Below are 24,729 nucleotides of genomic sequence, written 5' to 3'. Positions count from 1 at the left end.
TGTTGGGGTTTGGCCGCCCATGGTACCCCCCCCGCCGCGCGGGGCTCGACAGCTCCTACAGGCAGTCAGGAGATAAGGTTTCAGGGTAAACCAGCTTTTGAATAAAACAAATTATTAGATGCTTTGTAGCAGTTTTTTACGCTTTTTAATCGATATGTTCACGCTTAACCTTCACTCCATCGAACACATATCTCTTCGTTGGAGCCACAGATTATGTCCCGCGTCCTCATCATCGAAAGCAGCGCCCGTCAGCAAGATTCGGTTTCCCGCCAATTGACTCAGCAATTCATTGGCCAATGGCAGGCTGCGCATCCGGCTGATCAGGTGACGGTTCGTGATCTCGCCAAGGACCCGGTGCCGCACCTGGACTCGACATTGCTGGGCGGCTGGATGAAGCCCGCTGATCAGCGCACGGCCAACGAGCAAGCCGCACTGGAGCGTTCCGATCTGCTGACCGACGAACTGGTTGCTGCTGATGTACTGGTGCTGGCCGCGCCCATGTACAACTTCGCTATTCCGAGCACGCTCAAGGCGTGGCTGGACCATGTGCTGCGTGCTGGCGTGACCTTCAAATACGGTGAAACGGGTCCGCAGGGCCTGTTGGTTGGCAAGCGCGCCATTGTCCTCACCGCTCGCGGCGGTATCTACGCCGGTAGCAGCCTGGACCATCAGGAACCGTACCTGCGTCAGGTGCTGGGTTTCATCGGCATTCACGATGTCACTTTTGTCCATGCTGAAGGTCTGAACATGGGCGGTGACTTTGTCGAAAAAGGCATGAACCAGGCCGTCGCCAAACTCGCACAGGTGGCCTGATCTGAACGACTGCTGCGCTTTTCATTGAATCAACGGTTGTACCGAATTCCCTTTGGCACCTCCCGCTCCTGGGTGCATGGCCCGATAGACCCCCGTTTTGGGTGGTCATCGGGCTTTTTCTTGTGCGTGCTTTTTTCAGTGCTGAGTTTCCGAATTACGTTTCCTGTTTTTCGTCAGTTTGACTAGACTCGGACGGTAGCTGAAACGATTAATCCGATTCGGCCCGATACTGCAGCGAACCCAATAATTCCAATAGGGACTACCCCAATGAAACCTCTTGCCTGGCTTTTCGGCCTCAGTGCGATTGCCGTCGCTACACAGGCTGCCGCATGGGACTACGTGCTGCTCGACACCGATAAACCTGCCCAGAATCAGCAAATCACCAGCGCCCAGCTAGGTGTCAAAACCGACAAGCCTTTTTCCGTAACGATGCGCACCCTGCATGGCGGTCGGCAGGAAGGCGTGAGCGTGATCGATATCGACAATGGCACGATGAAGCTTTCAGTGGTGCCCACTCGCGGCATGAACGTGCTGCAAGCATCCGTCGGTGACGTGCGTATGGGCTGGGACTCGCCCGTGCAGGAAGTCGTCAATCCTGCCTTTATCGAACTCAATGGCCGGGGCGGTCTTGGCTGGCTGGAAGGCTTCAATGAGCTGGTGACGCGCTGTGGTTATGAATGGGTCGGGCATCCGGGCATGGATAACGGCGAGCTGCTGACCCTTCACGGCCGCGCGGCGAACATTCCGGCCAGCAAGGTGACCTTGCACATCGACGAAAAACCACCCTATGCGATCCGCCTGAAAGGCGAACTGAAGGAACAGGCGTTCAAGAAGGTCGATTTCTCGGTGCAGACCGAACTGGTGACCGAGGCGGGCAGTACCCGTTTCACGCTTAACGACACGTTGACCAACAACGGGGATTACCCGAAGGAATATCAGGCGTTGTATCACAGCAACTTCAGCACGCCGTTTCTGGAGCAGGGCGCTCGTTTCGAGGCGCCGGTCAAGCAGGTGTCACCGTTCAACGAGAAAGCCAAGGGTGACCTTGGTGACTGGCAAACCTATCGTGCGCCAACGCCCGACTATGACGAGACCGTCTACAACGTGGTGCCTTACGGCGATGCCAAAGGCGAGACCCTGGCAGTCCTGCATAACAAAGGCGGCAGTCTGGGCGTGTCGCTGGGCTTCAACACCCAGCAGTTGCCGGTGTTTTCGCTGTGGAAAAACACCGATACCAAAGGTCAGGGCTATGTGACGGGGCTGGAGCCAGGTACCAGCTTCTCTTACAACCGTCGTTATCAGCGGCCGCTGAATCTGGTGCCGACCATTGGGCCTAAAGAACAACGCCAGTTTGAGATCAGCTACAGCTTGTTGGCGGATAAAGCTGCGGTCGATACGGCTCTGGGCAAGGTCAAGGATATTCAGGCTGGGCGTGCGACCGAGGTGCGTCGGGAGCCTTTGGTGGATTTGAGTAAGGAATAATTTTGTTGCTTTTGCGCGGCTGATATTGCGCGCGTTCAATTGCACTGTGGTGCTCCTCCGTCTGGTTTCGCCCTGACGGTCGACCCCCTTTGTTTCGGCAAAGGGGGGAAACCATTTATCGCTGACGTACGGCCCCTGCTTCGCGGGGGTGCCTTCGTCCCGCCACCGGGGGGGGGCCCCCCGCCCCGGCGCCCCCCCGGCCCCACCGGCGCCCGCTCGCAACCCTTGCCGAGCCCCCCACACCACGGCACCTCCACTCAGCCTTCCGACGCTCGATTCGCGGTGTTCGTACTATCTCGGTAGGGAAAAGCACCGGAAATCTACAAAGGCGGTCGACCGGCGAAACCGGACGTCGAAGGCCCGCTGTGCAACTGACACTGCGCTATCCAAGTCGCGTATGAGTCGCAGGCGTTATTGAAATAGACACCCCAACCCCTCACCCGCTAAGGTCGCCGCCTTCTACAGGGGGAGTGCTCATGGGTTATCTACTTATCGTGACGCTGATTCAGGCGTTTTCATTCAGCCTGATTGGCGTTTTTCTGGCAGGGCATGTCGACAGCTACTTCGCCGTGCTGATCCGCGTTGTGCTGGCCGGGCTGGTCTTCATCCCGCTGACCCAGTGGCGCCGGGTGGAACCGGGCTTCATGCGTGGCATGCTGGTCATCGGAGCTCTGCAATTTGGTATCACCTACGTGTGCCTGTACCTGAGCTTCCGGGTGCTGACCGTGCCGGAAGTCTTGCTGTTCACCATCCTCACGCCCCTGCATGTAACCCTGATCGAAGACGCGCTCAATCGGCGCTTCAACCCGTGGGCGCTCGTGGCTGCATTGGTGGCCGTACTGGGCGCAGGGGTTATCCGCTGGGACGGCATCGACGGCAACTTCCTCGGCGGCTTCCTGTTGCTGCAAGTGGCCAACTTCACCTACGCCGCAGGTCAGGTACTGTACAAACATCTGGTCGCCCGCTACCCCAGCGACCTGCCGCATTACCGGCGTTTTGGCTACTTCTACCTCGGCGCGCTGATCATTGCATTGCCCGCATTCCTGATGTTTGGCAATCCGCAGCGTCTGCCAGACGCAGCGGATCAATGGGCGGTGCTGCTGTTCCTCGGGTTTTGCTCCACGGCCTTGGGGATGTATTGGTGGAACAAAGGTGCGTGCCTTGTGAACGGCGGTACCCTGGCCGTATTCAACGTTCTGCATGTGCCGGTCGGGTTGCTGATTAATCTGCTGATCTGGAATCAGGACGAACCGCTGGGTCGTCTGGCTTTTGGCGGGGTACTGATTCTGGTGTCGCTGTGGGTGAGTCGGCTTGGGCTTGTACGCAGGCGTGTACTGAGCTGATTCATGCGTCCAAAAGTTTTAGGTTGTTGTAGAGGACTCAACGGTAAGTTACATTTGTTGTAACTTTCTGTTGAGTCTGTGGCATGGATATTTCTCCCGATACGCTTCAACCCATGCGGCGATTGATACAGCGGCTGACTCAATTTGCGACTCCAGAGCGCTATCTTTTCACGCCAGACGACCTCAGGGCATTGCTTCCTGACATCTCCACAGGGGCCTATAAGGCCTTATTGAGCCGCGCAGCTTCGGATGGATACCTGTCCCGGGTCTGCCGTGGACTTTATCTGTTCGAGCCTGCCAAACCTGACTCTGGTCTGGTTTTGTTTCATGTCGCCGCGAGGCTCCGCGCCCAACAGTTTAATTACATCAGCCTGGAAACAGCGTTGAGCGACGTCGGGGTCATTTCGCAAATCCCGATCCAGTGGATCACTCTGATGTCTTCGGGGCGTAGCAGCACGATTTCATGTGGCAAGTGGGGCAGCATCGAGTTCGTACATACCCGCCAAACGCCACAGACCCTCGTGGGCCATATTCATTACGACGCAGCCTGCCGATTATGGCGAGCGTCGCCAAGACAAGCGTTGCGCGACATGAAGGCCGCGAAACGAAAAATGGATCTGATCGACTGGAGTGCCGCTGATGAGCTTATTTGACGAGTTGGTGAACGAAGCGCTCAAGAACAGGCAGGACCTCGCACCGTTGCGCGTGGTGGTTGAAAAAGAATTATTGCATCACGACATCATGCTGGCACTTAGCTCCGCCGGGATGCTCGCCACGTTGACCTTTATTGGCGGGACCTGCCTTCGCGCCTGTTATGGTTCGAATCGTTTAAGTGAGGATCTGGACTTTACTGGCGGTGCCGATTTCAGCCGCCAAAGTCTGGCCGAACTGGCGCGGGTACTTGTCTCAAGCCTTGAAGCCAAATATGGACTTGAGGTACAGATCAGTGAGCCTGTTCGCGAAGAGGGCAATGTTGAGACCTGGAAGTTGAAAATCCAGACAAGGCCTGGACGCAAGGACTTGCCTGCCCAGCGTATCAACATCGATGTGTGCTCAATCCCCAGCTATCAGCCCCAGCCAATGCTGCTGCTCAATCCGTACGGTGTCGACATGGGCACCAGTGGGTTGATACTTCAGGCCGAGACACGGGAAGAAATCTACGCCGACAAAATCGTGGCTTTTGCTCTGCGTCCCAACAGAATCAAAAACCGCGACTTGTGGGATATGGTCTGGTTACGTCAGCAGAGCGTAATCCCGGCATTCGCATTGATAGGCAATAAGTTGCACGACCATAAGTGCGAAGTAGCAGCTTTTTTGACCTTGCTCAAAGAGCGTATGGATTTGCTGGATAACGATCCGGCGGTGGCGACCGATTTTCGCAAGGAGATGACCCGCTTTTTGCCTTCGCAACTGGTTTTACAAACGGTGAATGATCCCGCGTTCTGGGCATTTCTTGTGGCTCATGTTCGCAGTCTCTATGCTCCCGTCGAGCAGGCTTTGATCGGTGATGCGTCCGCTGCCAGTTTTAAAATGTGATCCCCGCGACAAAAGTGGCCAGCCCTGGAGCTGGCCATGTCTGCTGTTCTCAAAGCGTCGTCGTTTCAGCATGTCCCGCCAACCCCGACCGCATATCCGAACCACTCGGCTGCTGATAAACCCCTAGCCCGAACTCCGGCAGTACCGCCAGCAGGTAATCGAAAACATCGCCTTGAATGCGCTCGTATTCTGCCCAGACGGTGGTGCGGGTAAAGCAGTAGATTTCCAGCGGCACGCCCTGGGACGTAGCTTCCAGCTGACGGACCATGCAGGTCATGTCCGGGTGAATATCGGGATGGCTCTTCAGGTAGGCCAGGGCGTAAGCGCGGAAGGTGCCGATGTTGGTCATGCGTCGGCGGTTGGCTGAAAGGGCTGCCACGTTACCCTGAGCCTGATTCCAAGCCAGCAGTTCGGCCTGTTTGCGGCTGATGTAGTCGGTGAGCAGGTAGACCTGACTCAGTTGCAACTCCTCATCGTCGCGCACGAAGCGCACACCGCTGGCGTCGATAAACAGGCTGCGTTTGATGCGCCGTCCACCGGATTGCTGCATGCCGCGCCAGTTTCTGAACGACTCGGACATCAGGCGCCAAGTGGGGATAGAAACGATGGTTTTGTCGAAGTTCTGCACCTTGACCGTGTGCAGGGTGATATCCACCACGTCACCATCGGCACCGACTTGCGGCATTTCGATCCAGTCGCCGACCCGCAGCATGTCGTTGCTGGTCAGTTGCACGCTGGCGACGAACGACAGCAGCGTGTCCTTGTAGACCAACAGAATCACAGCCGACATGGCGCCCAGACCCGAGAGCAGCAGCAGCGGCGAACGGTCGATCAGGGTCGCAACAATGATGATCGCGGCAAAGATATACAGAATCATCTTTGCCAGTTGCACGTAGCCTTTGATCGAGCGTGTACGGGCGTGAGTGGTGCGGGCATAGATATCGAGCAGCGCGTTGAGCAGCGTTCCCACGGCCAGTGTCATGAACAGAATGGTGAAGGCCAGGGCGATGTTGCCGATGACGTTCTGACCGGTTTTGCTGAGGTCAGGCACCAGATTCAAGCCAAACTGGATGATCAGCGAAGGGACCATTTGCGCCAGTCGGTGAAAGACCTTGTTGTGGCGTAAATCATTGACCCAGTGCAGCGCGGGCTGACGACCCAGTATTTTCGTGGCATGGAGGATCAGAAAGCGCGCCAGACGCCCCGATACCAGCGCCACGACCAGCAGCAACAACAGCCCGAGGCTGGCATGCAAAATCGGGTGTTGATCCAGCACAGCCCAGAGTTCCTGAGCGCGAAGCCATAACGATTGAATATCCATGGGGTGTCTGCGAATCCTGAAGAAAAAAGCGCGGCAATTAGAACATTCATGGCCCTGATAATGGGTTACGTTGGCAAATTGCGTAACAAAATCGGCCGTTGGTAGTAAAGAAACTCGGCTCAGGCGCCCGAAACCGTTACGCTATGCGCCGTATTTTTGTATTTCGTCGAGGTAACACCCGTGTTTTCCCAATTCGCCCTGCATGAACGCCTGCTTAAAGCCGTGGCCGAGCTTAACTTTGTCGAGCCGACGCCAGTGCAAGCTGCGGCCATACCTCTGGCGCTGGAAGGGCGTGATCTGCGGGTGACGGCGCAAACCGGTAGCGGCAAGACTGCTGCATTCGTATTACCGATCCTCAATCGCCTGATGGGTCCGGCCAAGGTTCGCGTCGACATTCGTGCCGTGATCCTGCTGCCGACCCGTGAACTGGCGCAGCAGACCCTCAAGGAAGTCGAGCGTTTCTCGCAGTTCACGTTCATCAAATCCGGTTTGATCACTGGCGGTGAGGACTTCAAGGTTCAGGCCGCAATGCTGCGCAAGGTTCCGGACATTCTCATCGGTACGCCGGGGCGCCTGTTGGAGCAACTGAATGCAGGCAACCTGGATCTGAAGAATGTTGAAGTGCTGGTCCTCGACGAAGCTGACCGCATGCTGGACATGGGCTTTGCCGAAGATGTCGAGCGTCTGGCCAATGAGTGCGCCAACCGTCAGCAAACCTTGCTGTTCTCGGCTACGACCGGTGGCGCAGGTCTGCGTGAAATGATCGGCAAGGTGCTGAACAACCCGCAACACTTGCAGGTTAACAGCGTCAGTGAACTGGCCTCCGGTACGCGTCAGCAGATCATCACGGCGGATCACAACAGCCACAAAGAGCAGATCGTCCACTGGCTGCTGGCCAATGAGACGTATCAGAAGGCAATCATCTTCACCAATACCAAAGCCTTGGCTGACCGCCTGTACGGCCGTTTGGTGGCGTTGGACTACAAAGCTTTCGTGCTGCACGGCGACAAGGATCAGAAGGACCGCAAGGCTGCCATCGACCGTCTGAAGCAGGGCGGTACCAAGGTACTGGTCGCCACCGACGTAGCGGCTCGTGGTCTGGACGTTGAAGGCCTGGATCTGGTGATCAACTTCGACATGCCACGCAGCGGTGATGACTATGTACACCGTATCGGCCGTACCGGTCGTGCCGGTGCAGAAGGCCTGGCGATTTCACTGATCTGTCACGGTGACTGGAACCTGATGTCCAGTGTTGAACGCTACCTCAAGCAGAGCTTCGAACGCCGCACCATCAAGGAAGTCAAAGGCAGCTACGGCGGGCCGAAGAAGGTCAAGGCTTCAGGTAAAGCGGTCGGCGTGAAGAAGAAAAAGACCGACGCCAAAGGCGACAAGAAGAAAACCGGCGCCAAGGCTCCTACCAAACGCAAAATAGCCAACCGGCCGAAGACCGACGCCCTGTCGCTGGTCAGCAAAGACGGCATGGCACCGCTGAAGAAGCGCAAGACAGAGACGCCTGCGGCTGAATAAACCGATGTCCTGCCCTTCGCGAACAAGTTCGCTCCTACCGTAAAACGCGGTGTCGGGTAGGAGGCAACTTGTTGGCGAGAGGGCCTGACGGGGTGGCTCAGGCTTTAACTCACTCCACCTTCCTCTCCGCCGTACTCAACTCCTTGAGCCGCTGATCAATCAGTTGGCATTTGTCAGGCAGCTCTGCCGCTTCGCTTTTCAGGTCCATCTTCTGCAGCTCGTCGTTGATCTCTTTGGCCTTGGTCGGGTTTCGTTCGGTGAGCTTCTGGACTTCCATCGCCAATTGCTCACGCTTTGCCGTCGCCTCGTCCGGGGTACAGGCAAAAGCAGGGACGACTGTCAGCAAATTGATTGCCGCCGTCAGACTCAACAGGATTTTCATAAGCGCCTCTGATTCCATTGGGCTTATGCGGTTGAGCGAGCATTTTCGGCAAAAGTTCAGCGCGACCGCCGGGAGGCTGGTGATGAACGGTGAGCGATGACATGGGTCACAGCTTCAGCAACACGTCCGAACGCCGGAAGTCGTCAGGGCGTTTACCCACGTTGACTGGAGATAATAACAATGGACAAGCCTTATGACTGGGACCTCGTTGAACGCTTGCTGCATGAGGTACAAAACAGCGCCGACGATACCTTCAAGCCCCGCAAGTATGCCGAGGAGCACGCCGCTGCAGCGGCTGCCGCAGGTGAGCCCGTGGGCAATCTGGACCATCTGAAAGCCATTGCCGGTGAATACGAGAAGCTGCTGCTGGACCGTGGATTCATCCAGTCGCGGCCGGAAGCGGAGGGCGGTAACGGCGAAAACTTCATCCTGACGCCTCTCGGCGCACAGTTACTGGCGCTGATCGACAGCAGCATCCCGGGCAATGACCACCCGCGTCAGGTGTTGGATGAACAGGCTGATGCCCTTGATCCGTCGATCTTTGAAGAGGTTGCGGCCAAAGCGCAGATTGCTTGAGAAATGCCCGCAAGCCGCTGAATTGAAACGCATCTCTGTAGGAGTGAGCTTGCTCGCGATAGCGGATGTCCAGTCATGTATTTAGTGATTGCCTGAACGCTATCGCGAGCAAGCTCACTCCTACAGTGACTAATCCGCAGGGAGACAGTGGTTGCATGCCCGACTGTCTCAGCTTGCCTGAGCCGCCTTCAGGCAGCTCAAATCCGTAAAGTCCTTTCTGGTATCTGCAATCTTGCCCAGCAGGCGCTGGCGCTGTTCAGGCGTGCTTTGCGCCATCAAGTCCACCAATAATGAGATGGCCGCTTGCTCAGTACGGTCATAAGCCTCGCGATATTCAGGCGTCCAGAATGTCTCGCGATCCTGCAACAGCTTGGCGATCTTTTTGGAGAAGTCCGGTGCCTTACGGTCCTGAACCGTAGCGACAAACAGCCTCTGCCAATTCGCGCGATTGTCGAGCCAGGCACGGTTCTGTTCGCCGAGCGACTCTGACCAGCTTTGAATGCGTTGTTGCTGGGTCGCGTTTAGCTTGCCGAGCCACGGGCTCAGGCGCTTTTCCATACGCTCTGCACGATCACTGATCTGTCTGGGCAGTGGTTCTTTGAGGAATTCGTTCTCGCGTTTGCGCTGGTCCTTGGCGAACGCGTTCTGCATCTCCAACACTTGTTTGTCGTCCAGTTGGGCGAGCAATTCCACTGCTGAAGGCGTTATTTGTTGTGATATCTGCGCAATCGCCAGCTTCGCTTCGTCAGTCCTGGCCTGTAGCCCATCATGGGTAACCTGATTGGTCTCGACCATTCGCTGCAATCGATCCAGCCAGCCCAGATAACCGGGCAATTGCGTCGTGCAGTGCCAGCTCAAATGTTCTTTGAGGCGCTCGTCAAACCAGTCTTTTTGTGAGGCATTCATCTCCAGGTAGTCGCTGAGCGACCAGGGAATGATGATGTCCAGATTGCGATACGCCAGCCCGATGCGCGTGCAGCCGCCAAGGATGAACAGCGCCATCAACAACGAAATGAAGGCTTTGTACGGGGTGCGCATAACGACTCCTCAGTGGACCTGCCTGTTTGTGTAGAGCGGGCCAAAGAGTAGCAGTTCACTGCATCAGAAGAATGAGCGCACGGCCTTGAGGGTAAAGGTGCCCTCGCAATTAGGGTTATGCCCGCTGTACGCGCTGCAGTCGCTGCCTGTCAGGCTGGAGCCGCTGTAGATCAGATTCATGTCCATGCCCAGCCACGGGCGGGACAGGTTCAGCGACCAGTCATTGAAACTGGTGACGATACTGCCATCCGAGATTTGTTGCGGCGCATCGTACTGATGGTTGGCGTACTGCATGCGGATCCCGAGCCCTAACTGTTCGATGCCGCCCAGGTCAACGATCAGGGTGCTGTCGCGTCGGCCAATGTCATTGCTGAAGGCTGCGCCGACCCGGCTGTCGAGGATACGCAGGCCGGCGTAAAACTCGTGGGTGTCGATCTGGCTGGTGTCCGGGTAGCTGTAGCGGATCATGCCCAGTTCATAACCAAGTGTCTGGTCGAAAGGTTTCTTGAAGCCCATGTAAGAGTCGAGCTCCAGCGTGCTGTCTTCCGTAACGCCGACGTTGGGCGACCATTGGCCAAAGTAGAAACCGCTGTCGTGGGTCAGGTCCAGCCCGCCGTGGAATGAGCCCGAGCCGCTCTGCGTCACCAGGCCTTGGGCCATGCTGCGCGTCGGCGAGGTGCCTAATTTCAGGCTGAAATCCCCCAACTCCCGCTCAATCACCTGGGCGGATGCGTGCTGACAAACCAGTAAAGCGCTAACGGTAAGCGCGCAATAGCGAAAATTGAGCATCGTGCTCACTCCTTCATGTTACGGAGGGGGCAGGTTGAAATGGCCAAAGGCCCAACAGGAAAAACATGGGGAACCGCGATCTAGAGCCTCGCAGCATACCTACGAAAGTCGTAGAGCGAAGACCGTTCGTCGATCCACGTGAGAATCAGTTCGAAGCGGTCGCCTGAGCCTGCGGGATGATCAAGCCTCGAATAACCACCAATGCCTGATCGAAAGAGGGGTAGCCACTCTTGGCTACGTCCAGTTCTGCGTACTCGGCGCGGTAGGCTTCAGACTTTTTCTGATCCGTCATGCTGAGTTGCTGGGAAAGCAGCGCGATAGCCAGCGGATGCTTTTGATCAGCTGCATCTTCAAGCAATTCGATGACGCGAGGCTGATCCGATTGTTGACGAATCAATAGCACCGCCAGGTAAAACTCGGCCTCGCCAGACGCATCATTTACACCCGCACGGCGCAACATCGCTTCAGCCAGCTCGTAATTTTCCCGATCGGCTTCACTGATCAACAACTTGGCTTGCAGCATGTCGTTCTGATACAGCAAGTGTTCTGCCCGACAATCACTGCCCGAAGGGTGGTCGTCATCAGGAACCGTGTTGCAGTTGTGAGATGCGCAACCCGTCAGGTAGATCAGTGCGCCGAACAGCATCCAGTTCTTCATTCGTGCATTCCGCAAAGGCTGGCTTCGAGACATCATCCTGCCCGTCGCCGGACAACTAGGCAATGGGGAAGGCAATGGCTTTGGCAGTCAGGTTGAAAACGGCTGGTTGCAACGAAGGTTAGCAAGCTCTGGCGTCTTGAGAGCCAAGACGCAAAGAGATCGACAACTGGAGCGGGGGAAGAATTACTTCTTGCCGAGGGTAATCTGTTTGGACGGGCCGAAAGTCTGGCCGCTGACGCCTTTGGCAATCTGCTGAATTTCGCCACCGGACTTGAGGAAAGCAGCAATCTGGGCGTTGATCGAGTCGCTCGTTTCAACGGCTGGAGCTGGCTTTGCTTTCGAGTTGGATGCTTTTACGCGCATGGCTGCCATTAACCTATATAAACTTAATACGGCCAGCAATGGTACACGAATAGCTTGACAATTGCTTGGGAAATATCCCCTTAAAAACAGCGCATAATTATCGGGATTCAGGGGCTAAATAATTAATGGTGTCGGGCTAACCGGTTGTTTTAATTGATAAGTTATTTGCAGAAGAATGTGCGTTTATCCGGATATCGGGCTCCTCAAATGCTTTGGCACCTGACGAATGGAGCGTATTCCGGGCTCGTCAGCCTGAGACAAGTGGCTGATTTTTCCAGTCTTTTTCCTGGCCAGCCTGACCCCGTTCTACGCCAGCATCATTGGACGCAAACTCGGGTAGAATGCCGCCCACGTAATGAGGGTATTTGCACATGGCTTTAATTGGGCGTTACAACAGCTTGCAAGTGGTTAAACACACTAACTTCGGTCTGTATCTGGATGGCGGGGCGGACGGCGAAATTCTGCTGCCTAATCGTTATATCCCCAAGGATATTCCCAGCGAAGATGAAGACTGGCTTAACGTTTTCATTTATCTGGACAGCGAAGACAAGCTGCTGGCCACCACAGAAAAACCCAAGGTTCAGGTCGGTGAGTTCGCCAGCCTGAAGGTGGTTGAAGTCAACAGCATCGGTGTGTTTCTGGATTGGGGACTGCCCAAGGATCTGCTGCTGCCTTACTCGGAAGAGAAGCGCACCCTGCAGGCGGGCGATTACTGCGTGGTGCATGTCTATCTGGACAAACACACCCGCCGCATCACCGCCACTGCGCGTCTGGACCGTTATCTGGATAAGACACCTGCCAGTTACAGCGTGGGTCAGGAAGTGGACTTGCTGGTGGCTGAAGCGACAGACATGGGCTTCAAGGCGATTATCAATAATAAGCACTGGGGCCTGATCCACAAGAACGAAGTCTTCAAGTTCATGCGTGCCGGCAAGCAGGAAAAGGGCTACATCAAGGAAGTCCGCACGGATGGCAACATCAGCCTGAGCCTGCAGCCCGTGGGCGAGCAAGCCGCCAGCAGCCTGAACAGCAAGATCCTCGGCAAGCTGAAGGAAAACAACGGTGTATTGCCGGTCAGTGACAAGAGCGATCCGCAGGTCATCAGCAACCTGTTCGGCGTCAGCAAAGGCAATTTCAAGAAAGCCATTGGTGCGTTGTACAAGCAAGGCCAGATCGTGATCCACGCAGACCGCATCGAGCTGGTCTGACGTTCATCGGTTAAAGCAGGGACGATGGATCGTTCCTGCCTGGCATGGGGTCCAACCCGTCAATGCTCATCAGGGCGTGCCGCGCCATGCGGATCAACTCAGACAAGGACGCCTTCCATGAAAAGAAATCTCACGGCTTACTTCAGCATCTTGCTGGCATTCCTGATTCTGGACGGTATCTGGCTGGGCGTGTTGATGGGGCCAAGCTACCGGGCCTGGTTGGGGCCTTTGATGCTCGACAAGCCCGTGATTGCGCCGGCTGTGGTGTTTTACTTGCTGTACGCCTTTGGCCTGCTCTTGCTGGCGGTGCAGTCGGGGCTGCGTCGCGAAAGCGTCAGCCATGCCGCCAAACGCAGTGCGCTCACGGGGCTGGTGGCTTATGGCACCTATGACCTGACCAACTGGGCCACGCTGCAAGGCTGGCCTGCGCAGTTGGCGTTGGTGGATCTGGCGTGGGGCACGTTTGCGTCGGCGGTGGCGGGTACGGTGGGGTTTCTGGTTGCTCGACGGGTTGCTTGATGGCTATCGCATCATCGGACTGGAATGCTTTTCTGTCTGGGGCAATGCAGCAACCACAAGACCTGTAGGAGTGAGCTTGCTCGCGATCACGTCGGTCCTGGCGATAAATTCGTCGATCCAATGACCGAATCGCGAGCAAGCTCACTCCCACAGGGCGCCGCGTTTGTTGCGCGACAGCGTTACGCAGTTCAAGGCATCAGGGCTGCAGGAAATCCGCAAAGCTCAGATTTGCACCCAGCGGTCTCACATCCTTCAAATACGAATCCTTGTCTGCGCTCAGCTCCAGGCTGACGGTGGACTTGCGCTGGCCTTTATTGCGGATCACCAGACCTTCCATGTGATCACGCAGGAACACTGTAGTGACTTTCAGGTGCAGCAACTGATCGCTGCTCGGCGTGTACAGTAGCAGATGCACCCATTCGTATTGCCCCACCGCCAGACGCGGGACCGGCAGGTCGAACCACCAAATGTTCTTGTTGGTGTTCAGGGTTGCGAAGTGGGTGTTGTTGGTTCCCAGCACGGCACCGCCCAGTTGCTGGTTCCGGCGTGCGATGGCCTGCTTTTTATCGAGTTTCATAATGTTCCTGCGGATCGTTGTATTCAGCGCGACGGGCTGTGCCCGACTGAGCCGGATTGCGTTGCGCATTCTCGTGGGTTGCCGCACAAACTTAAAGGCAAAGTTTCATCAAGCTGGCTTTCATCGGCTCATGAGCAGCAGACGAACGGTTATCACGCCCATGCAAATAGTTGAAACTCTGTGCAAAAGCGGCAGGTCAATCTTTACGTCGAGGCGATGACCTCTCATTGATTCTGCGGAGTAAAACCTATGAGCAGCACTGGCGATAAAGTTAAAGGCATGGCTAACGAAGCCGTCGGTAACGTCAAGCAAGGCGTGGGTAAGGCGACCGACAACTCCAAACTGAAAGCTGAAGGCAAGGCGCAGGAAGTCAAAGGCGAAGCCCAGCAAGCCAAAGGCAATGCCAAAGACGCCGTGAAAAAAGGCGTCGACAAGGCATAAGCCTGACCCTCCGGGATAATCCTGGTATTGAGCAACGGCCATCTTCGGATGGCCGTTGTCATTTTCAGCCTTTGAAATTAAGGTTTTGAAACCTTTTACAGGCCGTCCAGTCCACTCAATTAAGGTAAAACGCCATTATCTGCGAACAGCTTGTGCAAGAGACGCAGTGCCCCTCAATGTGAATGTGTAAGCTGCGTCAGTTATGTAGCGAAGGAGACGCCATGATTTTCCCGGAATTGCGCCAACTGCCACTGGGCAAGGTGATGGTACGTACGGTCAGCGAGTTTCTCGATGACGAGATGTCTACCTATGCATCAGCGTTGGCCTACCAGATGTTGTTTTCGCTGTTTCCTTTCCTGCTGTTTCTCATCGCCCTGATCGGCTTCCTGCATCTTCCTGACTTTTTCTCTTGGCTACGCCTGCAATCGGAACTGGTGCTGCCACCCCAGGCGCTTGAACAGGTCAACCCGGTGATTGATCAGCTTCAGCAATCCAAAGGTGGCCTGCTTTCGATCGGTATCGTGATCGCGCTATGGACCGCTTCAGCGGGCGTGCGTTTGATGATGAGCGCGATGAATGCCGCGTATGACGTGGTTGAAGGCCGCCCCGTATGGAAGCGCATTCCCCTGTCGGTGGCGTACACCATTGGCATCGCCATGATGATGCTCGCGGTGGCCGCGTTGATGGTCACCGGGCCGCAAGTGATGAACTGGATTGCCGCGCAAATTGGCATGGAAGACTTCATCGTTACGCTTTGGACTATCTTGCGCTGGCCGCTGATTGTGATGTTGCTGATGGTCGCCGTCGCTTTGATTTATTACGTCATGCCAGACGTGAAGCAGGAGTTTCGCTTTATCACCCCAGGCTCTGTGTTGGCGGTGGTGGTGTGGATCCTCGCGTCATTGGGCTTCGGTTATTACGTCAAGACATTCGCCGACTACAACGCCATGTACGGCAGCATTGGCGCCATCATCGTCCTGCTGCTGTATTTCTATATCTCCGCAGCCGTGCTGTTGCTGGGGGCCGAGATGAATGCAGTGGTTGAGCACATGTCGGCAGAAGGCAAAGACAAAGGCGAAAAGGTCGAGGGTGACGGCGCGCTGGAGTCCACGGAGAAGCAGCACGTATCCGGCCTCGGGCGTGATCATTCTGTGCCGTTGCCTGCCAAGGCTGGGGAATCCTGAGCAAGACTGTGGCACGATGACGTTTTTTCGCTACGGAGTCCCGCCCGTATGATCCGTACCATCTTGAAAATGGGCGATGAGCGCCTCTTGCGCATCGCTCCACCTGTGCCCACTTCGATGTTCGGCAGCACTGAGCTCAAGACCCTGATCGCCGATATGTTTGAAACCATGGAGAGTGTGGGTGGCGTTGGTCTGGCTGCGCCACAGATTGGGGTTGATCTGCAACTGGTGATCTTCGGTTTCGAGCACAGCGAGCGCTACCCGGACGCCGAAGCGGTGCCTCAGACCATCTTGCTCAACCCGGTTATTACGCCGCTGGGTTCCGATCTGGAAGAGGGCTGGGAGGGTTGCCTGTCCGTGCCTGGGTTGCGCGGTGCAGTTGATCGCTATCAAAGCATCCGTTACGAAGGCTTCGATCCGGACGGCCAGCCGATCCAGCGCGAAGCTCATGGCTTTCACGCTCGCGTGGTTCAGCACGAATGCGATCACCTGATTGGCCGCCTTTATCCTTCGCGTATTACCGATTTCAGCAAGTTCGGTTTCATGGACGTGATGTTTCCTGATATGGACCCGAATGCGGATGAATAACGCTTAGGCAGCGTGCATCCGCGCTGTGGATTGGAATGCTTTTTTTGTAGGAGCTGCCGAAGGCTGCGAAGCTTTATCCTGACATGCCGCCATCGCAGCCTTCGGCAGCTCCTACAGGTCAATCTCTAACGCTTCCACTGCATCGCCAGCAACTCCTTGGTGCGCTGATACCTCGTCAGCTTTTCCGCTAGCACCGTTGGCAATTCGCTGGCTGGCGTAAAGCCTGATCGTTCATAAAACGCTACGAGTTCAGGATGGCAAAACAGCCAGACCGGCCCGGTCAAATCCTCCAGCGCCCGCGCAATCAATCTCCCGGCAATTGCCTGACTTCGCCATTGCGGCGCGACGAATAATCCCGTCAACCAATGCCCGTCAGTAACCGGCGTGAGACTCAGCGCGCCGATAATTTCCTGCTGCCTGGCCACCCACATCTGCGCCGCGCCAGAGGAGCGCATTGGCGAACGATGAGCGCGGTAAAACTTGTCCAGCAGTGGCTGGCAGATCAACGGTAGTGGGCATAACTCAATGTCGGACATGGGGGCAGGGCGCACTTCGCGGGGCGTCAGGAATGGCGACGTATAATAGCGTCGAATAGGTGTATAACAGAGGCCAGATCCTTGACCCTGGAGCACGCATCATGAGCAAAGGTATGGATTCAAAGAAAGCGGCAAAGAAAAAGCCCGTCAAAACCGCCGATGAAAAGCGCGCCGACAAGAAAGCCAAGAAGTCCGACACCGGCCTTTTTGGGCATTGATCTCAAGTCCACCGCTGACGACAACTCATTCAATGTAATGGTTTGCCCCCGTCCTGCAGGAGTTCACCGAGGTTACGAGGCCAGCGGTCACGGTATGTCTGATACTCCGCCATCGCTGGCCTCGTAACCTCGGTGAGCTCCTACAGGGACCGTGGTTGTAACCGATGGACCGCGCATCGACTGCATTTTTCATCTATGGTTGGGTCAATCGCTTTGACCGGATTTGCCATGATTCAGGGTATCGCCGAACTACCGATGTACAACGCTCCAGCGCGCGTCGCTGAAGCCAGCGAGGCTTGGCTGGCGCGAATCTTCGAAGTGCTTGGCGCGCAGCGGCTGCAAAGCGCCGGACTCGACCTGCCGCAACTCTGGTTGTCTGATCAGTTACTGCTTGCGCAAACCTGCGGCTACCCGCTGATGACGTTGCTGCGTGGCAAGGTTCGCCTGCTCGGGCGACCGGTTTACGAACTGCCCCACAGCGCCGATGGCATGCATTGCAGCCTGTTGGTGGTGCGCGCCGATGATCCCCGCCGCGCACTCACAGCGTTTTGCGGCAGCCACGCCTTGGTCAACAGCGAAGACTCCAATTCCGGCATGAACCTGTTCCGGCATGTCGTGGCGCCGCTGCAGCGTGAGGGGCGTTTTTTCTCACGTGTATCCCTCACCGGTGGTCATCGGCACAGTCTGCGCGAGCTTAAAGAAGGGCGAGGTGACCTGGCGGCCATCGACAGCGTGACCTATGACTACCTGGCTCGGGATGCCAGCGAAGAAGTCAGCGGGCTGCGTATTCTGGGGCGCACCGCGAGTAGTCCATGTCTGCCCTTTATCACCGCCCTCAGTATTGACGCTGTGCAGGCCGAGGCTATCCGCCTGGCGATGAACCAGGCGCTGCTGGACCTGCCTGACGTCGCGCTGGCACTGGCCATCAAGCGTGTCATGCCCACCCAGACCGATGAATATCAAGTGTTGCTGGACTATGAACGTCAAGCGAGCGAGCAAGGGCTACCGTCATTGTTTTTTTAACGTTTGTTGGCGAGCGGGGCGACGCTGTTATTCAGGCAAACCGCCTCGCGAACAAGTTCGCTCCTACCTGGCCTTGCGCCATTTTCGAAGGTAGGAGGCAACTTGTTGGCGAGGGGGTTGAGGTGGTTATTCAGGCAAACCGCCTCGCGAACAAGTTCGCTCCTACCAAGCCTTGCGCCATTTTCGAAGGTAGGAGGCAACTTGTTGGCGAGGGGGTTGAGGTGGTTATTCAGGCAAACCGCCTCGCGAACAAGTTCGCTCCTACCAGGCCTTGCGCCATTTTCGAAGGTAGGAGGCAACTTGTTGGCGAGCGGGTTGACGCGGTTATTCAGGCACACCGCCTATACATGAGTACAACTTATCGCTATCTACAGATGTCGATACCTTTCAAGCCACACTTATCAATAACAACATCACAACTTTCCCGTCAGGCCGGTTCGGCCATCCAGAGGTGACCATGACATCAATCAGAACCCTGCTCGGCTGTTCACTGCTGGCCCTCGGCCTGCTGGGACAGCCTGCGGTGGCGGCGGACAAGACCGCACCGATCCACTTTGGCGATATCACGTGGGAAAGCGGCAGTTTGATTACCGAAATACTGCGCACCATCGTTGAAAAGGGTTACGGCTACCCCACCGATACACTGCCGGGCAGTACGGTGAGTCTGGAAGCGGCGTTGGCCAAAAATGATATCCAGGTTATTGGTGAGGAGTGGGCCGGGCGCAGTCCTGCCTGGGTCAAGGCTGAATCTGAAGGCAAGGTGCACGGCCTGGGCAACATCGTTAAAGGTGCCACCGAAGGGTGGTGGGTTCCGGAATTCGTGATCAAGGGGGATCCGGCCAAGGGCATCAAGCCGCTGGCTCCCGACCTTAAATCCGTGTCGGATCTGCCGCGTTACAAAGACGTGTTCAAAGACCCGGAATCGCCGCAGCAAGGGCGCTTCCTCAACAGCCCGACTGGCTGGACGTCGGAAATCGTCAATACCCAGAAGCTCAAGGCTTATGGCCTGACCGACAGCTACGTGAACTTCCGCACGGGCTCGGGTGCGGCGCTGGACGCCGAGATCAGTTCGTCGATTCATCGTGGCAAGCCGGTGCTGTTCTATTACTGGTCGCCGACACCGCTGCTGGGCCGCTTCAAGCTGATCAAGCTGGAAGAGCCGCCGTTTGATGCAGAGGCCTGGAAAACCCTGGCGGATGCCAATAACCCTAATCCGCGGGGCACTCGCTCTCTGGAGCCGCGCTTGAGTATCGGCGTCTCGGATGCCTTCCACAAACAGTACCCGGATTTGGTGGCGTTCTTCGAGAAAGTCGACTTGCCTATCGATCTGCTCAACCAGACCCTTGGTCAGATGAGCGAGAAGCGCGAGCAGCCTAAGGCCACTGCTCAAGCCTTCCTCAAACAGCACCCCGAGGTCTGGAAGCAGTGGCTGCCAGCCGAGGTTGCCAGCAAAGTCAGCGGTAGTCTGTGAGGGGCTATCGGCAATGCGCTACTAGGCGCGGAGCCGGTCTGTAAATGGTTGAGTCATGAATACTGAGGTTGTCTTACACACGGGGCGCATGACACTGCGCCCGTTCAGCAGCGCTGATGTGCCCTACCTGGCGCAGATACTCAGCGATGCCGAGGTGATGCGCTATTCGGTACGTGGAGTCCTCACTGAAAGCGAAACTGCGGAGTTCGTCCAATGGTCGGTCGAATCCTATGCACGGCATGGTTTCGGGCCATGGGCAGTGGTCGAACAACACAGCGGCGTGTTGATGGGCTTCTGTGCGTTGAATCAGGAGAGCGTCGATGGAGTCGAAGAGGTCGAGATCGGTTATCGCTTTGCCGCTCGGTTCTGGGGCAGAGGCCTGGCCACCGAGATCGTCCGTGCAACGCTGGCGTATGGTTTTCAGACGTTGGGGCTGCGCTCGATCATCGCCATTGTCCAGCCTGCCAATGTGGCGTCAGTGCGAGTGATTCAGAAAGTGGGATTCAACGCATTCGTTCACAGCCAGTACCACCGTTTAGGCGTCAGGATTTATCGCTTGAGCTGTGATGAGTGGCAGGCTAGGGAGGCTTCATGACACTGCACAAGTCGGTTTCCGGCAGCCTGTTTATCGTCTTGCTGGTTGGCTTTTTTACCTGCGTCGAACGCAGTGCCCAGGCGTCTGAAGTCGATGACAGTGCCCTGGCATTCGTCGAGGAACGCCATTTGGGTGAGAGCCTTGGCTGGCTGGGGTATCAGGTCGCTTCGCGTACCGCCACATTCGGCAGCATTGTCGAAGCGGTCGGCAAGACCGAAGCGCAGGTACTGGTCAAAGATGAACTGCAACGCCTGCAACCGCAATTTCAGGCGCAATGGGACCGCAACATGGCGGCCGCCTATGCGCAGTCTTTCAGTGCTGAAGAGCTGCGCGCGCTCAACCGTGGCGATAACCAGCCAATGCTGGCCAACAAGTTCAAAGCCAAACAGAATGACGTCGGTATGGACATGAAGACGCGCTCTGCTGACCTGCTCAAGGAGTTTGTTTCGCAAGCGTTGAACAATGCGCTGGCCAGGTTGCCCCATTGATGTTCCTTACTTCCCTATACATGCAGGCAACGAGGTAGAACCATGGACCCATTCATGCAGGCTGCAATCGACGAGGCGCAGCTCGGGCTTGCCGAAGGCGGCATACCTATCGGCTCCGTTATCGTCCATGACGGCCAGATCATCGGGCGCGGGCATAACCGTCGGGTTCAGGAAGGCAGCGCCATCAAACACGGGGAAATGGACGCGCTGGAAAATGCCGGTCGCCAGCCTGCCCGTGTGTATCGCGATGCGGTGCTCTACACCACGCTCTCACCTTGCGCGATGTGCAGCGGCGCCATTCTGCTGTATGGCATCCGCAAGGTCATCGTCGGCGAAAACCAGACGTTCATGGGCGAAGAAGAACTGCTGCGCTCGCGTGGCGTGAACGTGCTAGTGATCGACAACCACACATGCGTAGACATGATGAAAGGCTTTATCGCCAGCAAGCCTGAGCTGTGGAATGAGGACATTGGCGAACAGTGAGCCTGTCCCGCTTCCGGGAGCAGGCAGCGACTGAACGGAGATGCATCTTCTGTAGGAGCTGCCGCAGGCTGCGAAGGTATTTATCTGACACACCGCCATCGCAGCCTGCGGCAGGTCCTACAGAAACCGATGCCAATGTCGCCTTCCCGGCTAAAGCCGGTCCTGAGAAAGTGCTTAAAACGCCTTCGCCACTCCAAACAGCGAAACCCGCAGCTCTCCGTTCTGCTCTTCCAGCCGCACCGGCGCTGTTCCGCCGGGCATCTCGACCTGAACCAGACCCGCGCTCACCCAACCCGCGTACCAGGCAGCGCAAGCCACAGCGCTGGCGCTGGTGCCGGAAGACGCGGTCGGGCCTTCGCCGCGCTCGAACACCTTGGCGACCAGCTGATTCGCTGACTGTGCCCAAGCCCATTGCAGGTTGATGCCAGCCGGGCAGGGCTGCCCCGCGCCCAAGTCCCCTTCGGTAAACGCGATACGCGTCAACGATACGTTCAGTGCCTGCTCATGCAGTGACTCGAACGAGGGTAAATCTGCCTGATGGTTGACCAGCGTGACGCAATGCGGATTGCCGACTCGAACAAAAACGCTGCGGTCCCACTGTGGCTTAATCTCAGCCAAAGGTTTAACCCGGACAACCGCACGGCCATTGAGCTGCGCAGGCTCCAGGCTGGCGCCAAGTGCACCCACAGCGTCCGGACCAAGGGCCGGGTTGCCAAGTGCGAGCCAGAAGCCTTGCTCACCATTGATCGTGGTCGGCTCAATGTGAGTCGGCGCGGGGGTAACGGCGTCGGATTTATCATGATGAACCCGCAACTCGAAGCCAGTGCTATGGACGCAAGCGGAGTCCGTCAGGAACTGGGCAAAAATCGTCAGGCCGTTACCGCTGCGCTCGGCCAGAGTGCCGTCGGTGTTGATGATCAACAGGTCGAAAGGCGCGACCTGCTGAAACGGTCCGACCAGCAAACCGTCTGAGCGGTGCGCCTTGGCGCCTGGCGGTCGAGCTTCATCTGGCCAACTGCACAAGGCGTGCACTGCGGCGCTGGTCCACTCATTTCGGTTCGCCGCTGCGTCTGCAGCGTTATCTGCAATATCAATCCCCAATTCGCGTAAGCCTTGAGGTGTACAGACGGCGTAGATATTGCCGCGAGCGTCGTAAAGCTGACTCATGATGCGATTCACAGATTGATTCAAAGTCGTCTATTGGGAAGCAGCCCCGGGTACTCAGGCAAGCTTTTTCAGAGAGAGGATACGTTTGTAGGAGTTCTTCCTGAACAGAACGATGCTAATCTCGGTTAATCCATTGGTGGCAATCTGATCACTGTTCGGATTAATCCTGGAGGGATACGGATGTCGGTGCAGTTGCGCAATAACGTCAATGTCATGGGCGAGGGGCCTGCAACCCTCATATTTTCCCATGGCTTCGGCTGCGATCAGAGCATGTGGCGATTCATGGCGCCGCTGTTCGCAGATCGATTCAAGGTGGTGTTGTACGACCTGGTTGGTAACGGTAAGTCTGATCTGACGGCTTATTACAAACGCAAATACGATTCTCTGGATGGCTATGCCAGTGATCTGCTGGAGGTCGTCAAGGAATTCGCCGGGCCTGGCCCTGTGATTCATGTTGGCCACTCGGTAAGCTCGATGATCGGTGCTGTCGCAGATTTGCGTGAGTCCGGCCATTTCGCGGCTCACGTAATGGTGGGGCCGTCGCCTTGCTACATCAACGATGGCGACTATGTGGGCGGCTTTACCCGACAAGACATCGTTTCTTTGCTCAGCACGCTGGCGGCCAATTACTTCGGTTGGGCCAGTACCATGGCGCCGGCCATCATGGGCGCACCCGGTCGTCCTGAACTGGGTGAGGAGTTGACCCAGAGTTTCTGTCGCACCGACCCGGTCATTTCCCAGCAGTTCGCCCGTGTCACCTTCATGGCGGATAACCGCAAGGACGTTGCGCGACTGCCGACCAAAACCCTGGTCCTGCAATGCAACAACGATTTTATCGCGCCGCTCGAAGTCGGGAGTTATCTGCAGAGGGTAATGCCAGACTGCACCCTGCGGATCATCGACAACATTGGTCATTGCCCACACATGAGTGCGCCCGACGCCTGTGTCGCAGCCATCGATGAGTTCATTCGCGCTTCTGGAGTAGTGCCTCTTGCCTGTTGATGTGGAATTGCATACCGATAGCGATCCGCTATTCGAAACCGCTGCGTGTGGTTTGCTGGTGACTCGGGAAGACGGCACCATCCTGCGCGCCAATCAGACCTTCTGCCAGTGGGTGGGGTTGGAGCAGGCGAGCCTGGCGGGGTCACGCTTTCAGGATTTACTGGGCGCGGGCGACCGGATTTTCTACCAGACCCACTGGGGGCCGTTGTTGACCGCGCGGGGGTCGGTGTCGGAGATCAAAGTCGACCTGAAGCATCATGACGGGCATGCCCTGACCATGATGCTCAGCGCCGCGCGTCGTGAAACCGCTCAAGGTGTGGTGCATAACCTGGCGTTGATGAGCGGCGAAGAACGTAACAAATATCAGCGCGAGCTGGAGGATACCCGCCAGGCCGCTGAAGACCTGTTGTTGCAGCAACTGGCCTCGCAAAAAGAGTTGTCTTCGGTACAGAACCGGCTGCGTCTGGCCCAGACCGAAGCGGATATTCGTGCCACGTTTGCTGAACAAATGGTGGCTATTGTCAGTCATGACCTGCGCAATCCGCTCGCGGCCATCAAGATGGCGGCCGGGTTGATCGGGCTGGAAGCGCTCAGTGAGAAACAGCAGCGCAGCCTGGGTTTGGTCAACCAGTCGGTGGGGCGTGCGCAGCGTCTGATTGTCGACCTGCTGGACTTCACGCAGGCGCGGGTCGGTAGTGGCATTTCTGTGCTGCCCCAGCCGTTGCAATTGCATGAGGTGATCGCCGCCAGTGTCGCCGAGCAACGGTTGATATTTCCCCGTCGGATCTTGGTGCATGAATGTATTGGCGAAGGCTTATGCACTGCTGACGCCGACCGGTTGTTCGAACTCATCGATAATCTGGTCAGCAACGCTGTGGCCTATGGCTCGGCGACTGAGGCCATCACCATCACCTCGGCATTCGACGCGCAGTGGATCAGGATTGCAGTACACAACTTCGGTCCACCGATAGCCCCGGAGCGTCTGGACGGCCTGTTTGAGCCGATGCCACATGGTGTGGCCGATGACGACCCGAGCCGCAGTATCGGCCTTGGCCTGTTCATCGTCCGAGAAATCGCCCGCGCCCATTGGGGAGACGTCAGCGTGACGTCCAATGCCGAAGACGGCACCACCTTCACCATCAACCTGGCGCGACCAGTGGGATGATGCAAGGTCCTGGAGCTGAACTTGCCCAAAGGACCGCGTCAGGCCCTTTCGCCAACAAGTTGCCTCCTACCTTAAAAGTGGTGAGCCTACGCGGTCAGGGTAGGAGCGAATTTGTTCGCGAGGCGGCGTGCCTGAAGGACCGCGTCAGTCGCTCTCGCCAACAAGTTGCCTCCTACCTTAAAAGTGGTGAGCCTACGCGGTCAGGGTAGGAGCGAACTTGTTCGCGAGGCGGTCTG

28 protein-coding genes are annotated in these 24,729 nt (G+C 56.8%); 19 read left to right on the top strand and 9 right to left on the bottom strand.

All coding sequences use genetic code 11. From position 1 onward, the window contains the following. Positions 1 to 213: 213 nt before the first annotated feature. The 5 genes from ACYASS_RS08970 (at position 214) to ACYASS_RS08950 (ending at position 5,174) form a co-directional block, all read left to right on the top strand. Positions 214 to 813, top strand: coding sequence for an FMN-dependent NADH-azoreductase (locus ACYASS_RS08970; protein WP_463585871.1), 600 nt, complete (start codon positions 214 to 216; stop codon positions 811 to 813). A gap of 267 nt (positions 814 to 1,080) precedes the next feature. After that, positions 1,081 to 2,295 (top strand): aldose 1-epimerase family protein, encoded by a 1,215-nt coding sequence (locus tag ACYASS_RS08965; protein WP_463585870.1) that lies wholly within the window; start codon positions 1,081 to 1,083, stop codon positions 2,293 to 2,295. 476 nt (positions 2,296 to 2,771) lie between these two features. Beyond that, complete coding sequence (locus ACYASS_RS08960) at positions 2,772 to 3,638, top strand: EamA family transporter (RefSeq protein WP_463585869.1); 867 nt, start codon at positions 2,772 to 2,774, stop codon at positions 3,636 to 3,638. Positions 3,639 to 3,721: 83 nt separating this feature from the next. Then, a complete protein-coding gene (gene abiEi, locus ACYASS_RS08955; RefSeq protein WP_243245433.1) occupies positions 3,722 to 4,291 on the top strand; it encodes a type IV toxin-antitoxin system AbiEi family antitoxin in 570 nt (189 codons plus the stop codon). Then, positions 4,278 to 5,174: a nucleotidyl transferase AbiEii/AbiGii toxin family protein gene (locus ACYASS_RS08950; RefSeq protein ID WP_463585868.1), complete on the top strand. Its 897-nt coding sequence runs from the start codon at positions 4,278 to 4,280 to the stop codon at positions 5,172 to 5,174. Before abiEi ends, ACYASS_RS08950 begins: the two co-directional genes overlap by 14 nt. Positions 5,175 to 5,223: 49 nt before the next feature. On the opposite strand, the gene ACYASS_RS08945 is transcribed toward ACYASS_RS08950, so the two are convergent. Beyond that, a complete protein-coding gene (locus ACYASS_RS08945; RefSeq protein WP_463585867.1) occupies positions 5,224 to 6,495 on the bottom strand; it encodes a mechanosensitive ion channel family protein in 1,272 nt (423 codons plus the stop codon). A 180-nt stretch (positions 6,496 to 6,675) separates the two neighbouring features. On the opposite strand from ACYASS_RS08945, the gene ACYASS_RS08940 reads away from it, so the two are divergent. Beyond that, positions 6,676 to 8,022: a DEAD/DEAH box helicase gene (locus ACYASS_RS08940; protein ID WP_122665973.1), complete on the top strand. Its 1,347-nt coding sequence runs from the start codon at positions 6,676 to 6,678 to the stop codon at positions 8,020 to 8,022. A 109-nt stretch (positions 8,023 to 8,131) separates the two neighbouring features. Here ACYASS_RS08940 and ACYASS_RS08935 read toward each other — a convergent pair whose 3' ends face one another. Then, positions 8,132 to 8,404, bottom strand: a complete 273-nt coding sequence (locus tag ACYASS_RS08935) for a hypothetical protein (protein ID WP_463585866.1) — start codon at positions 8,402 to 8,404, stop codon at positions 8,132 to 8,134. A gap of 180 nt (positions 8,405 to 8,584) precedes the next feature. On the opposite strand from ACYASS_RS08935, the gene ACYASS_RS08930 reads away from it, so the two are divergent. Further along, entirely contained in the window at positions 8,585 to 8,980 is a 396-nt protein-coding gene (locus tag ACYASS_RS08930) for a transcriptional regulator (RefSeq protein WP_463585865.1), read from the top strand. 168 nt (positions 8,981 to 9,148) lie between these two features. Here the strand turns inward: ACYASS_RS08930 and ACYASS_RS08925 are convergent, their stop codons facing one another. From ACYASS_RS08925 to ACYASS_RS08910, 4 genes are all read right to left on the bottom strand, one after another. Then, positions 9,149 to 10,018, bottom strand: coding sequence for a DUF6279 family lipoprotein (locus ACYASS_RS08925; RefSeq protein ID WP_463585864.1), 870 nt, complete (start codon positions 10,016 to 10,018; stop codon positions 9,149 to 9,151). Positions 10,019 to 10,081: 63 nt separating this feature from the next. Further along, positions 10,082 to 10,807, bottom strand: coding sequence for a TorF family putative porin (locus ACYASS_RS08920; RefSeq protein ID WP_463585863.1), 726 nt, complete (start codon positions 10,805 to 10,807; stop codon positions 10,082 to 10,084). A gap of 145 nt (positions 10,808 to 10,952) precedes the next feature. Next, positions 10,953 to 11,465 (bottom strand): hypothetical protein, encoded by a 513-nt coding sequence (locus tag ACYASS_RS08915; RefSeq protein WP_463585862.1) that lies wholly within the window; start codon positions 11,463 to 11,465, stop codon positions 10,953 to 10,955. Between the two features lie 183 nt (positions 11,466 to 11,648). Next, complete coding sequence (locus tag ACYASS_RS08910) at positions 11,649 to 11,837, bottom strand: hypothetical protein (RefSeq protein WP_027898056.1); 189 nt, start codon at positions 11,835 to 11,837, stop codon at positions 11,649 to 11,651. Between the two features lie 362 nt (positions 11,838 to 12,199). On the opposite strand from ACYASS_RS08910, the gene ACYASS_RS08905 reads away from it, so the two are divergent. Together ACYASS_RS08905 and ACYASS_RS08900 are read left to right on the top strand one after the other, a co-directional pair. Next, positions 12,200 to 13,036, top strand: a complete 837-nt coding sequence (locus ACYASS_RS08905) for a CvfB family protein (protein ID WP_243245425.1) — start codon at positions 12,200 to 12,202, stop codon at positions 13,034 to 13,036. A 117-nt stretch (positions 13,037 to 13,153) separates the two neighbouring features. After that, a complete protein-coding gene (locus ACYASS_RS08900) occupies positions 13,154 to 13,555 on the top strand; it encodes a DUF2177 family protein (RefSeq protein WP_463585861.1) in 402 nt (133 codons plus the stop codon). Between the two features lie 196 nt (positions 13,556 to 13,751). Here ACYASS_RS08900 and ACYASS_RS08895 read toward each other — a convergent pair whose 3' ends face one another. Beyond that, positions 13,752 to 14,132 (bottom strand): hypothetical protein, encoded by a 381-nt coding sequence (locus ACYASS_RS08895; protein ID WP_243245423.1) that lies wholly within the window; start codon positions 14,130 to 14,132, stop codon positions 13,752 to 13,754. Between the two features lie 249 nt (positions 14,133 to 14,381). On the opposite strand from ACYASS_RS08895, the gene ACYASS_RS08890 reads away from it, so the two are divergent. The 3 genes from ACYASS_RS08890 (at position 14,382) to def (ending at position 16,345) form a co-directional block, all read left to right on the top strand. Further along, the gene (locus tag ACYASS_RS08890; protein WP_463585860.1) at positions 14,382 to 14,573 is read left to right on the top strand and encodes a CsbD family protein; all 192 of its coding nucleotides are present in this window, start codon (positions 14,382 to 14,384) and stop codon (positions 14,571 to 14,573) included. A gap of 221 nt (positions 14,574 to 14,794) precedes the next feature. Continuing rightward, positions 14,795 to 15,757, top strand: a complete 963-nt coding sequence (locus tag ACYASS_RS08885; RefSeq protein ID WP_243245421.1) for a YihY/virulence factor BrkB family protein — start codon at positions 14,795 to 14,797, stop codon at positions 15,755 to 15,757. Between the two features lie 48 nt (positions 15,758 to 15,805). Continuing rightward, positions 15,806 to 16,345, top strand: a complete 540-nt coding sequence (gene def / locus ACYASS_RS08880) for a peptide deformylase (RefSeq protein WP_463585859.1) — start codon at positions 15,806 to 15,808, stop codon at positions 16,343 to 16,345. 125 nt (positions 16,346 to 16,470) lie between these two features. Here the strand turns inward: def and ACYASS_RS08875 are convergent, their stop codons facing one another. Then, entirely contained in the window at positions 16,471 to 16,881 is a 411-nt protein-coding gene (locus ACYASS_RS08875) for a GNAT family N-acetyltransferase (protein ID WP_463585858.1), read from the bottom strand. A 446-nt stretch (positions 16,882 to 17,327) separates the two neighbouring features. On the opposite strand from ACYASS_RS08875, the gene ACYASS_RS08870 reads away from it, so the two are divergent. The 5 genes from ACYASS_RS08870 (at position 17,328) to ACYASS_RS08850 (ending at position 21,159) form a co-directional block, all read left to right on the top strand. After that, the gene (locus ACYASS_RS08870; RefSeq protein ID WP_463585857.1) at positions 17,328 to 18,122 is read left to right on the top strand and encodes a phosphate/phosphite/phosphonate ABC transporter substrate-binding protein; all 795 of its coding nucleotides are present in this window, start codon (positions 17,328 to 17,330) and stop codon (positions 18,120 to 18,122) included. A 457-nt stretch (positions 18,123 to 18,579) separates the two neighbouring features. Further along, positions 18,580 to 19,593 (top strand): ABC transporter substrate-binding protein, encoded by a 1,014-nt coding sequence (locus tag ACYASS_RS08865; protein WP_463585856.1) that lies wholly within the window; start codon positions 18,580 to 18,582, stop codon positions 19,591 to 19,593. 55 nt (positions 19,594 to 19,648) lie between these two features. Then, positions 19,649 to 20,188: a GNAT family N-acetyltransferase gene (locus ACYASS_RS08860; RefSeq protein WP_463585855.1), complete on the top strand. Its 540-nt coding sequence runs from the start codon at positions 19,649 to 19,651 to the stop codon at positions 20,186 to 20,188. After that, positions 20,185 to 20,676 carry a hypothetical protein gene (locus ACYASS_RS08855; RefSeq protein ID WP_463585854.1) on the top strand — a complete coding sequence of 164 codons (492 nt, stop codon included), beginning with the start codon at positions 20,185 to 20,187 and terminating at the stop codon, positions 20,674 to 20,676. The genes ACYASS_RS08860 and ACYASS_RS08855 overlap by 4 nt, the downstream gene beginning before the upstream one ends. A 42-nt stretch (positions 20,677 to 20,718) precedes the next feature. Continuing rightward, positions 20,719 to 21,159 carry a nucleoside deaminase gene (locus ACYASS_RS08850; RefSeq protein ID WP_463585853.1) on the top strand — a complete coding sequence of 147 codons (441 nt, stop codon included), beginning with the start codon at positions 20,719 to 20,721 and terminating at the stop codon, positions 21,157 to 21,159. 174 nt (positions 21,160 to 21,333) lie between these two features. Here the strand turns inward: ACYASS_RS08850 and ACYASS_RS08845 are convergent, their stop codons facing one another. After that, on the bottom strand, positions 21,334 to 22,326 hold the full coding sequence (locus ACYASS_RS08845; protein ID WP_463585852.1) for a diaminopimelate epimerase: 993 nt from the start codon (positions 22,324 to 22,326) through the stop codon (positions 21,334 to 21,336). A gap of 180 nt (positions 22,327 to 22,506) precedes the next feature. Between ACYASS_RS08845 and ACYASS_RS08840 the strand changes: the two genes are divergently transcribed. Then, positions 22,507 to 23,328: an alpha/beta fold hydrolase gene (locus ACYASS_RS08840; RefSeq protein ID WP_463585851.1), complete on the top strand. Its 822-nt coding sequence runs from the start codon at positions 22,507 to 22,509 to the stop codon at positions 23,326 to 23,328. Then, a complete protein-coding gene (locus ACYASS_RS08835; RefSeq protein WP_463585850.1) occupies positions 23,318 to 24,493 on the top strand; it encodes a PAS domain-containing sensor histidine kinase in 1,176 nt (391 codons plus the stop codon). The genes ACYASS_RS08840 and ACYASS_RS08835 overlap by 11 nt, the downstream gene beginning before the upstream one ends. Positions 24,494 to 24,729 lie beyond the last annotated feature (236 nt).

The organism is Pseudomonas sp. HP_14, assembly GCF_055283875.1.
This window is presented reverse-complemented; position numbering and strand designations above follow the sequence as displayed.

What these genes read in the sequence shown, in the direction of transcription:
- ACYASS_RS08970 (WP_463585871.1), top strand. Translation starts at nt 214, where the DNA reads ATGTCCCGCGTCCTCATCATCGAAAGCAGCGCCCGTCAGCAAGATTCG.
- ACYASS_RS08965 (WP_463585870.1), top strand. Translation starts at nt 1,081, where the DNA reads ATGAAACCTCTTGCCTGGCTTTTCGGCCTCAGTGCGATTGCCGTCGCT.
- ACYASS_RS08960 (WP_463585869.1), top strand. Translation starts at nt 2,772, where the DNA reads ATGGGTTATCTACTTATCGTGACGCTGATTCAGGCGTTTTCATTCAGC.
- abiEi (WP_243245433.1), top strand. Translation starts at nt 3,722, where the DNA reads ATGGATATTTCTCCCGATACGCTTCAACCCATGCGGCGATTGATACAG.
- ACYASS_RS08950 (WP_463585868.1), top strand. Translation starts at nt 4,278, where the DNA reads ATGAGCTTATTTGACGAGTTGGTGAACGAAGCGCTCAAGAACAGGCAG.
- ACYASS_RS08945 (WP_463585867.1), bottom strand. Translation starts at nt 6,495, where the DNA reads ATGGATATTCAATCGTTATGGCTTCGCGCTCAGGAACTCTGGGCTGTG.
- ACYASS_RS08935 (WP_463585866.1), bottom strand. Translation starts at nt 8,404, where the DNA reads ATGAAAATCCTGTTGAGTCTGACGGCGGCAATCAATTTGCTGACAGTC.
- ACYASS_RS08930 (WP_463585865.1), top strand. Translation starts at nt 8,585, where the DNA reads ATGGACAAGCCTTATGACTGGGACCTCGTTGAACGCTTGCTGCATGAG.
- ACYASS_RS08925 (WP_463585864.1), bottom strand. Translation starts at nt 10,018, where the DNA reads ATGCGCACCCCGTACAAAGCCTTCATTTCGTTGTTGATGGCGCTGTTC.
- ACYASS_RS08920 (WP_463585863.1), bottom strand. Translation starts at nt 10,807, where the DNA reads ATGCTCAATTTTCGCTATTGCGCGCTTACCGTTAGCGCTTTACTGGTT.
- ACYASS_RS08915 (WP_463585862.1), bottom strand. Translation starts at nt 11,465, where the DNA reads ATGAAGAACTGGATGCTGTTCGGCGCACTGATCTACCTGACGGGTTGC.
- ACYASS_RS08910 (WP_027898056.1), bottom strand. Translation starts at nt 11,837, where the DNA reads ATGGCAGCCATGCGCGTAAAAGCATCCAACTCGAAAGCAAAGCCAGCT.
- ACYASS_RS08905 (WP_243245425.1), top strand. Translation starts at nt 12,200, where the DNA reads ATGGCTTTAATTGGGCGTTACAACAGCTTGCAAGTGGTTAAACACACT.
- ACYASS_RS08900 (WP_463585861.1), top strand. Translation starts at nt 13,154, where the DNA reads ATGAAAAGAAATCTCACGGCTTACTTCAGCATCTTGCTGGCATTCCTG.
- ACYASS_RS08895 (WP_243245423.1), bottom strand. Translation starts at nt 14,132, where the DNA reads ATGAAACTCGATAAAAAGCAGGCCATCGCACGCCGGAACCAGCAACTG.
- ACYASS_RS08890 (WP_463585860.1), top strand. Translation starts at nt 14,382, where the DNA reads ATGAGCAGCACTGGCGATAAAGTTAAAGGCATGGCTAACGAAGCCGTC.
- ACYASS_RS08885 (WP_243245421.1), top strand. Translation starts at nt 14,795, where the DNA reads ATGATTTTCCCGGAATTGCGCCAACTGCCACTGGGCAAGGTGATGGTA.
- def (WP_463585859.1), top strand. Translation starts at nt 15,806, where the DNA reads ATGATCCGTACCATCTTGAAAATGGGCGATGAGCGCCTCTTGCGCATC.
- ACYASS_RS08875 (WP_463585858.1), bottom strand. Translation starts at nt 16,881, where the DNA reads ATGTCCGACATTGAGTTATGCCCACTACCGTTGATCTGCCAGCCACTG.
- ACYASS_RS08870 (WP_463585857.1), top strand. Translation starts at nt 17,328, where the DNA reads ATGATTCAGGGTATCGCCGAACTACCGATGTACAACGCTCCAGCGCGC.
- ACYASS_RS08865 (WP_463585856.1), top strand. Translation starts at nt 18,580, where the DNA reads ATGACATCAATCAGAACCCTGCTCGGCTGTTCACTGCTGGCCCTCGGC.
- ACYASS_RS08860 (WP_463585855.1), top strand. Translation starts at nt 19,649, where the DNA reads ATGAATACTGAGGTTGTCTTACACACGGGGCGCATGACACTGCGCCCG.
- ACYASS_RS08855 (WP_463585854.1), top strand. Translation starts at nt 20,185, where the DNA reads ATGACACTGCACAAGTCGGTTTCCGGCAGCCTGTTTATCGTCTTGCTG.
- ACYASS_RS08850 (WP_463585853.1), top strand. Translation starts at nt 20,719, where the DNA reads ATGGACCCATTCATGCAGGCTGCAATCGACGAGGCGCAGCTCGGGCTT.
- ACYASS_RS08845 (WP_463585852.1), bottom strand. Translation starts at nt 22,326, where the DNA reads ATGAGTCAGCTTTACGACGCTCGCGGCAATATCTACGCCGTCTGTACA.
- ACYASS_RS08840 (WP_463585851.1), top strand. Translation starts at nt 22,507, where the DNA reads ATGTCGGTGCAGTTGCGCAATAACGTCAATGTCATGGGCGAGGGGCCT.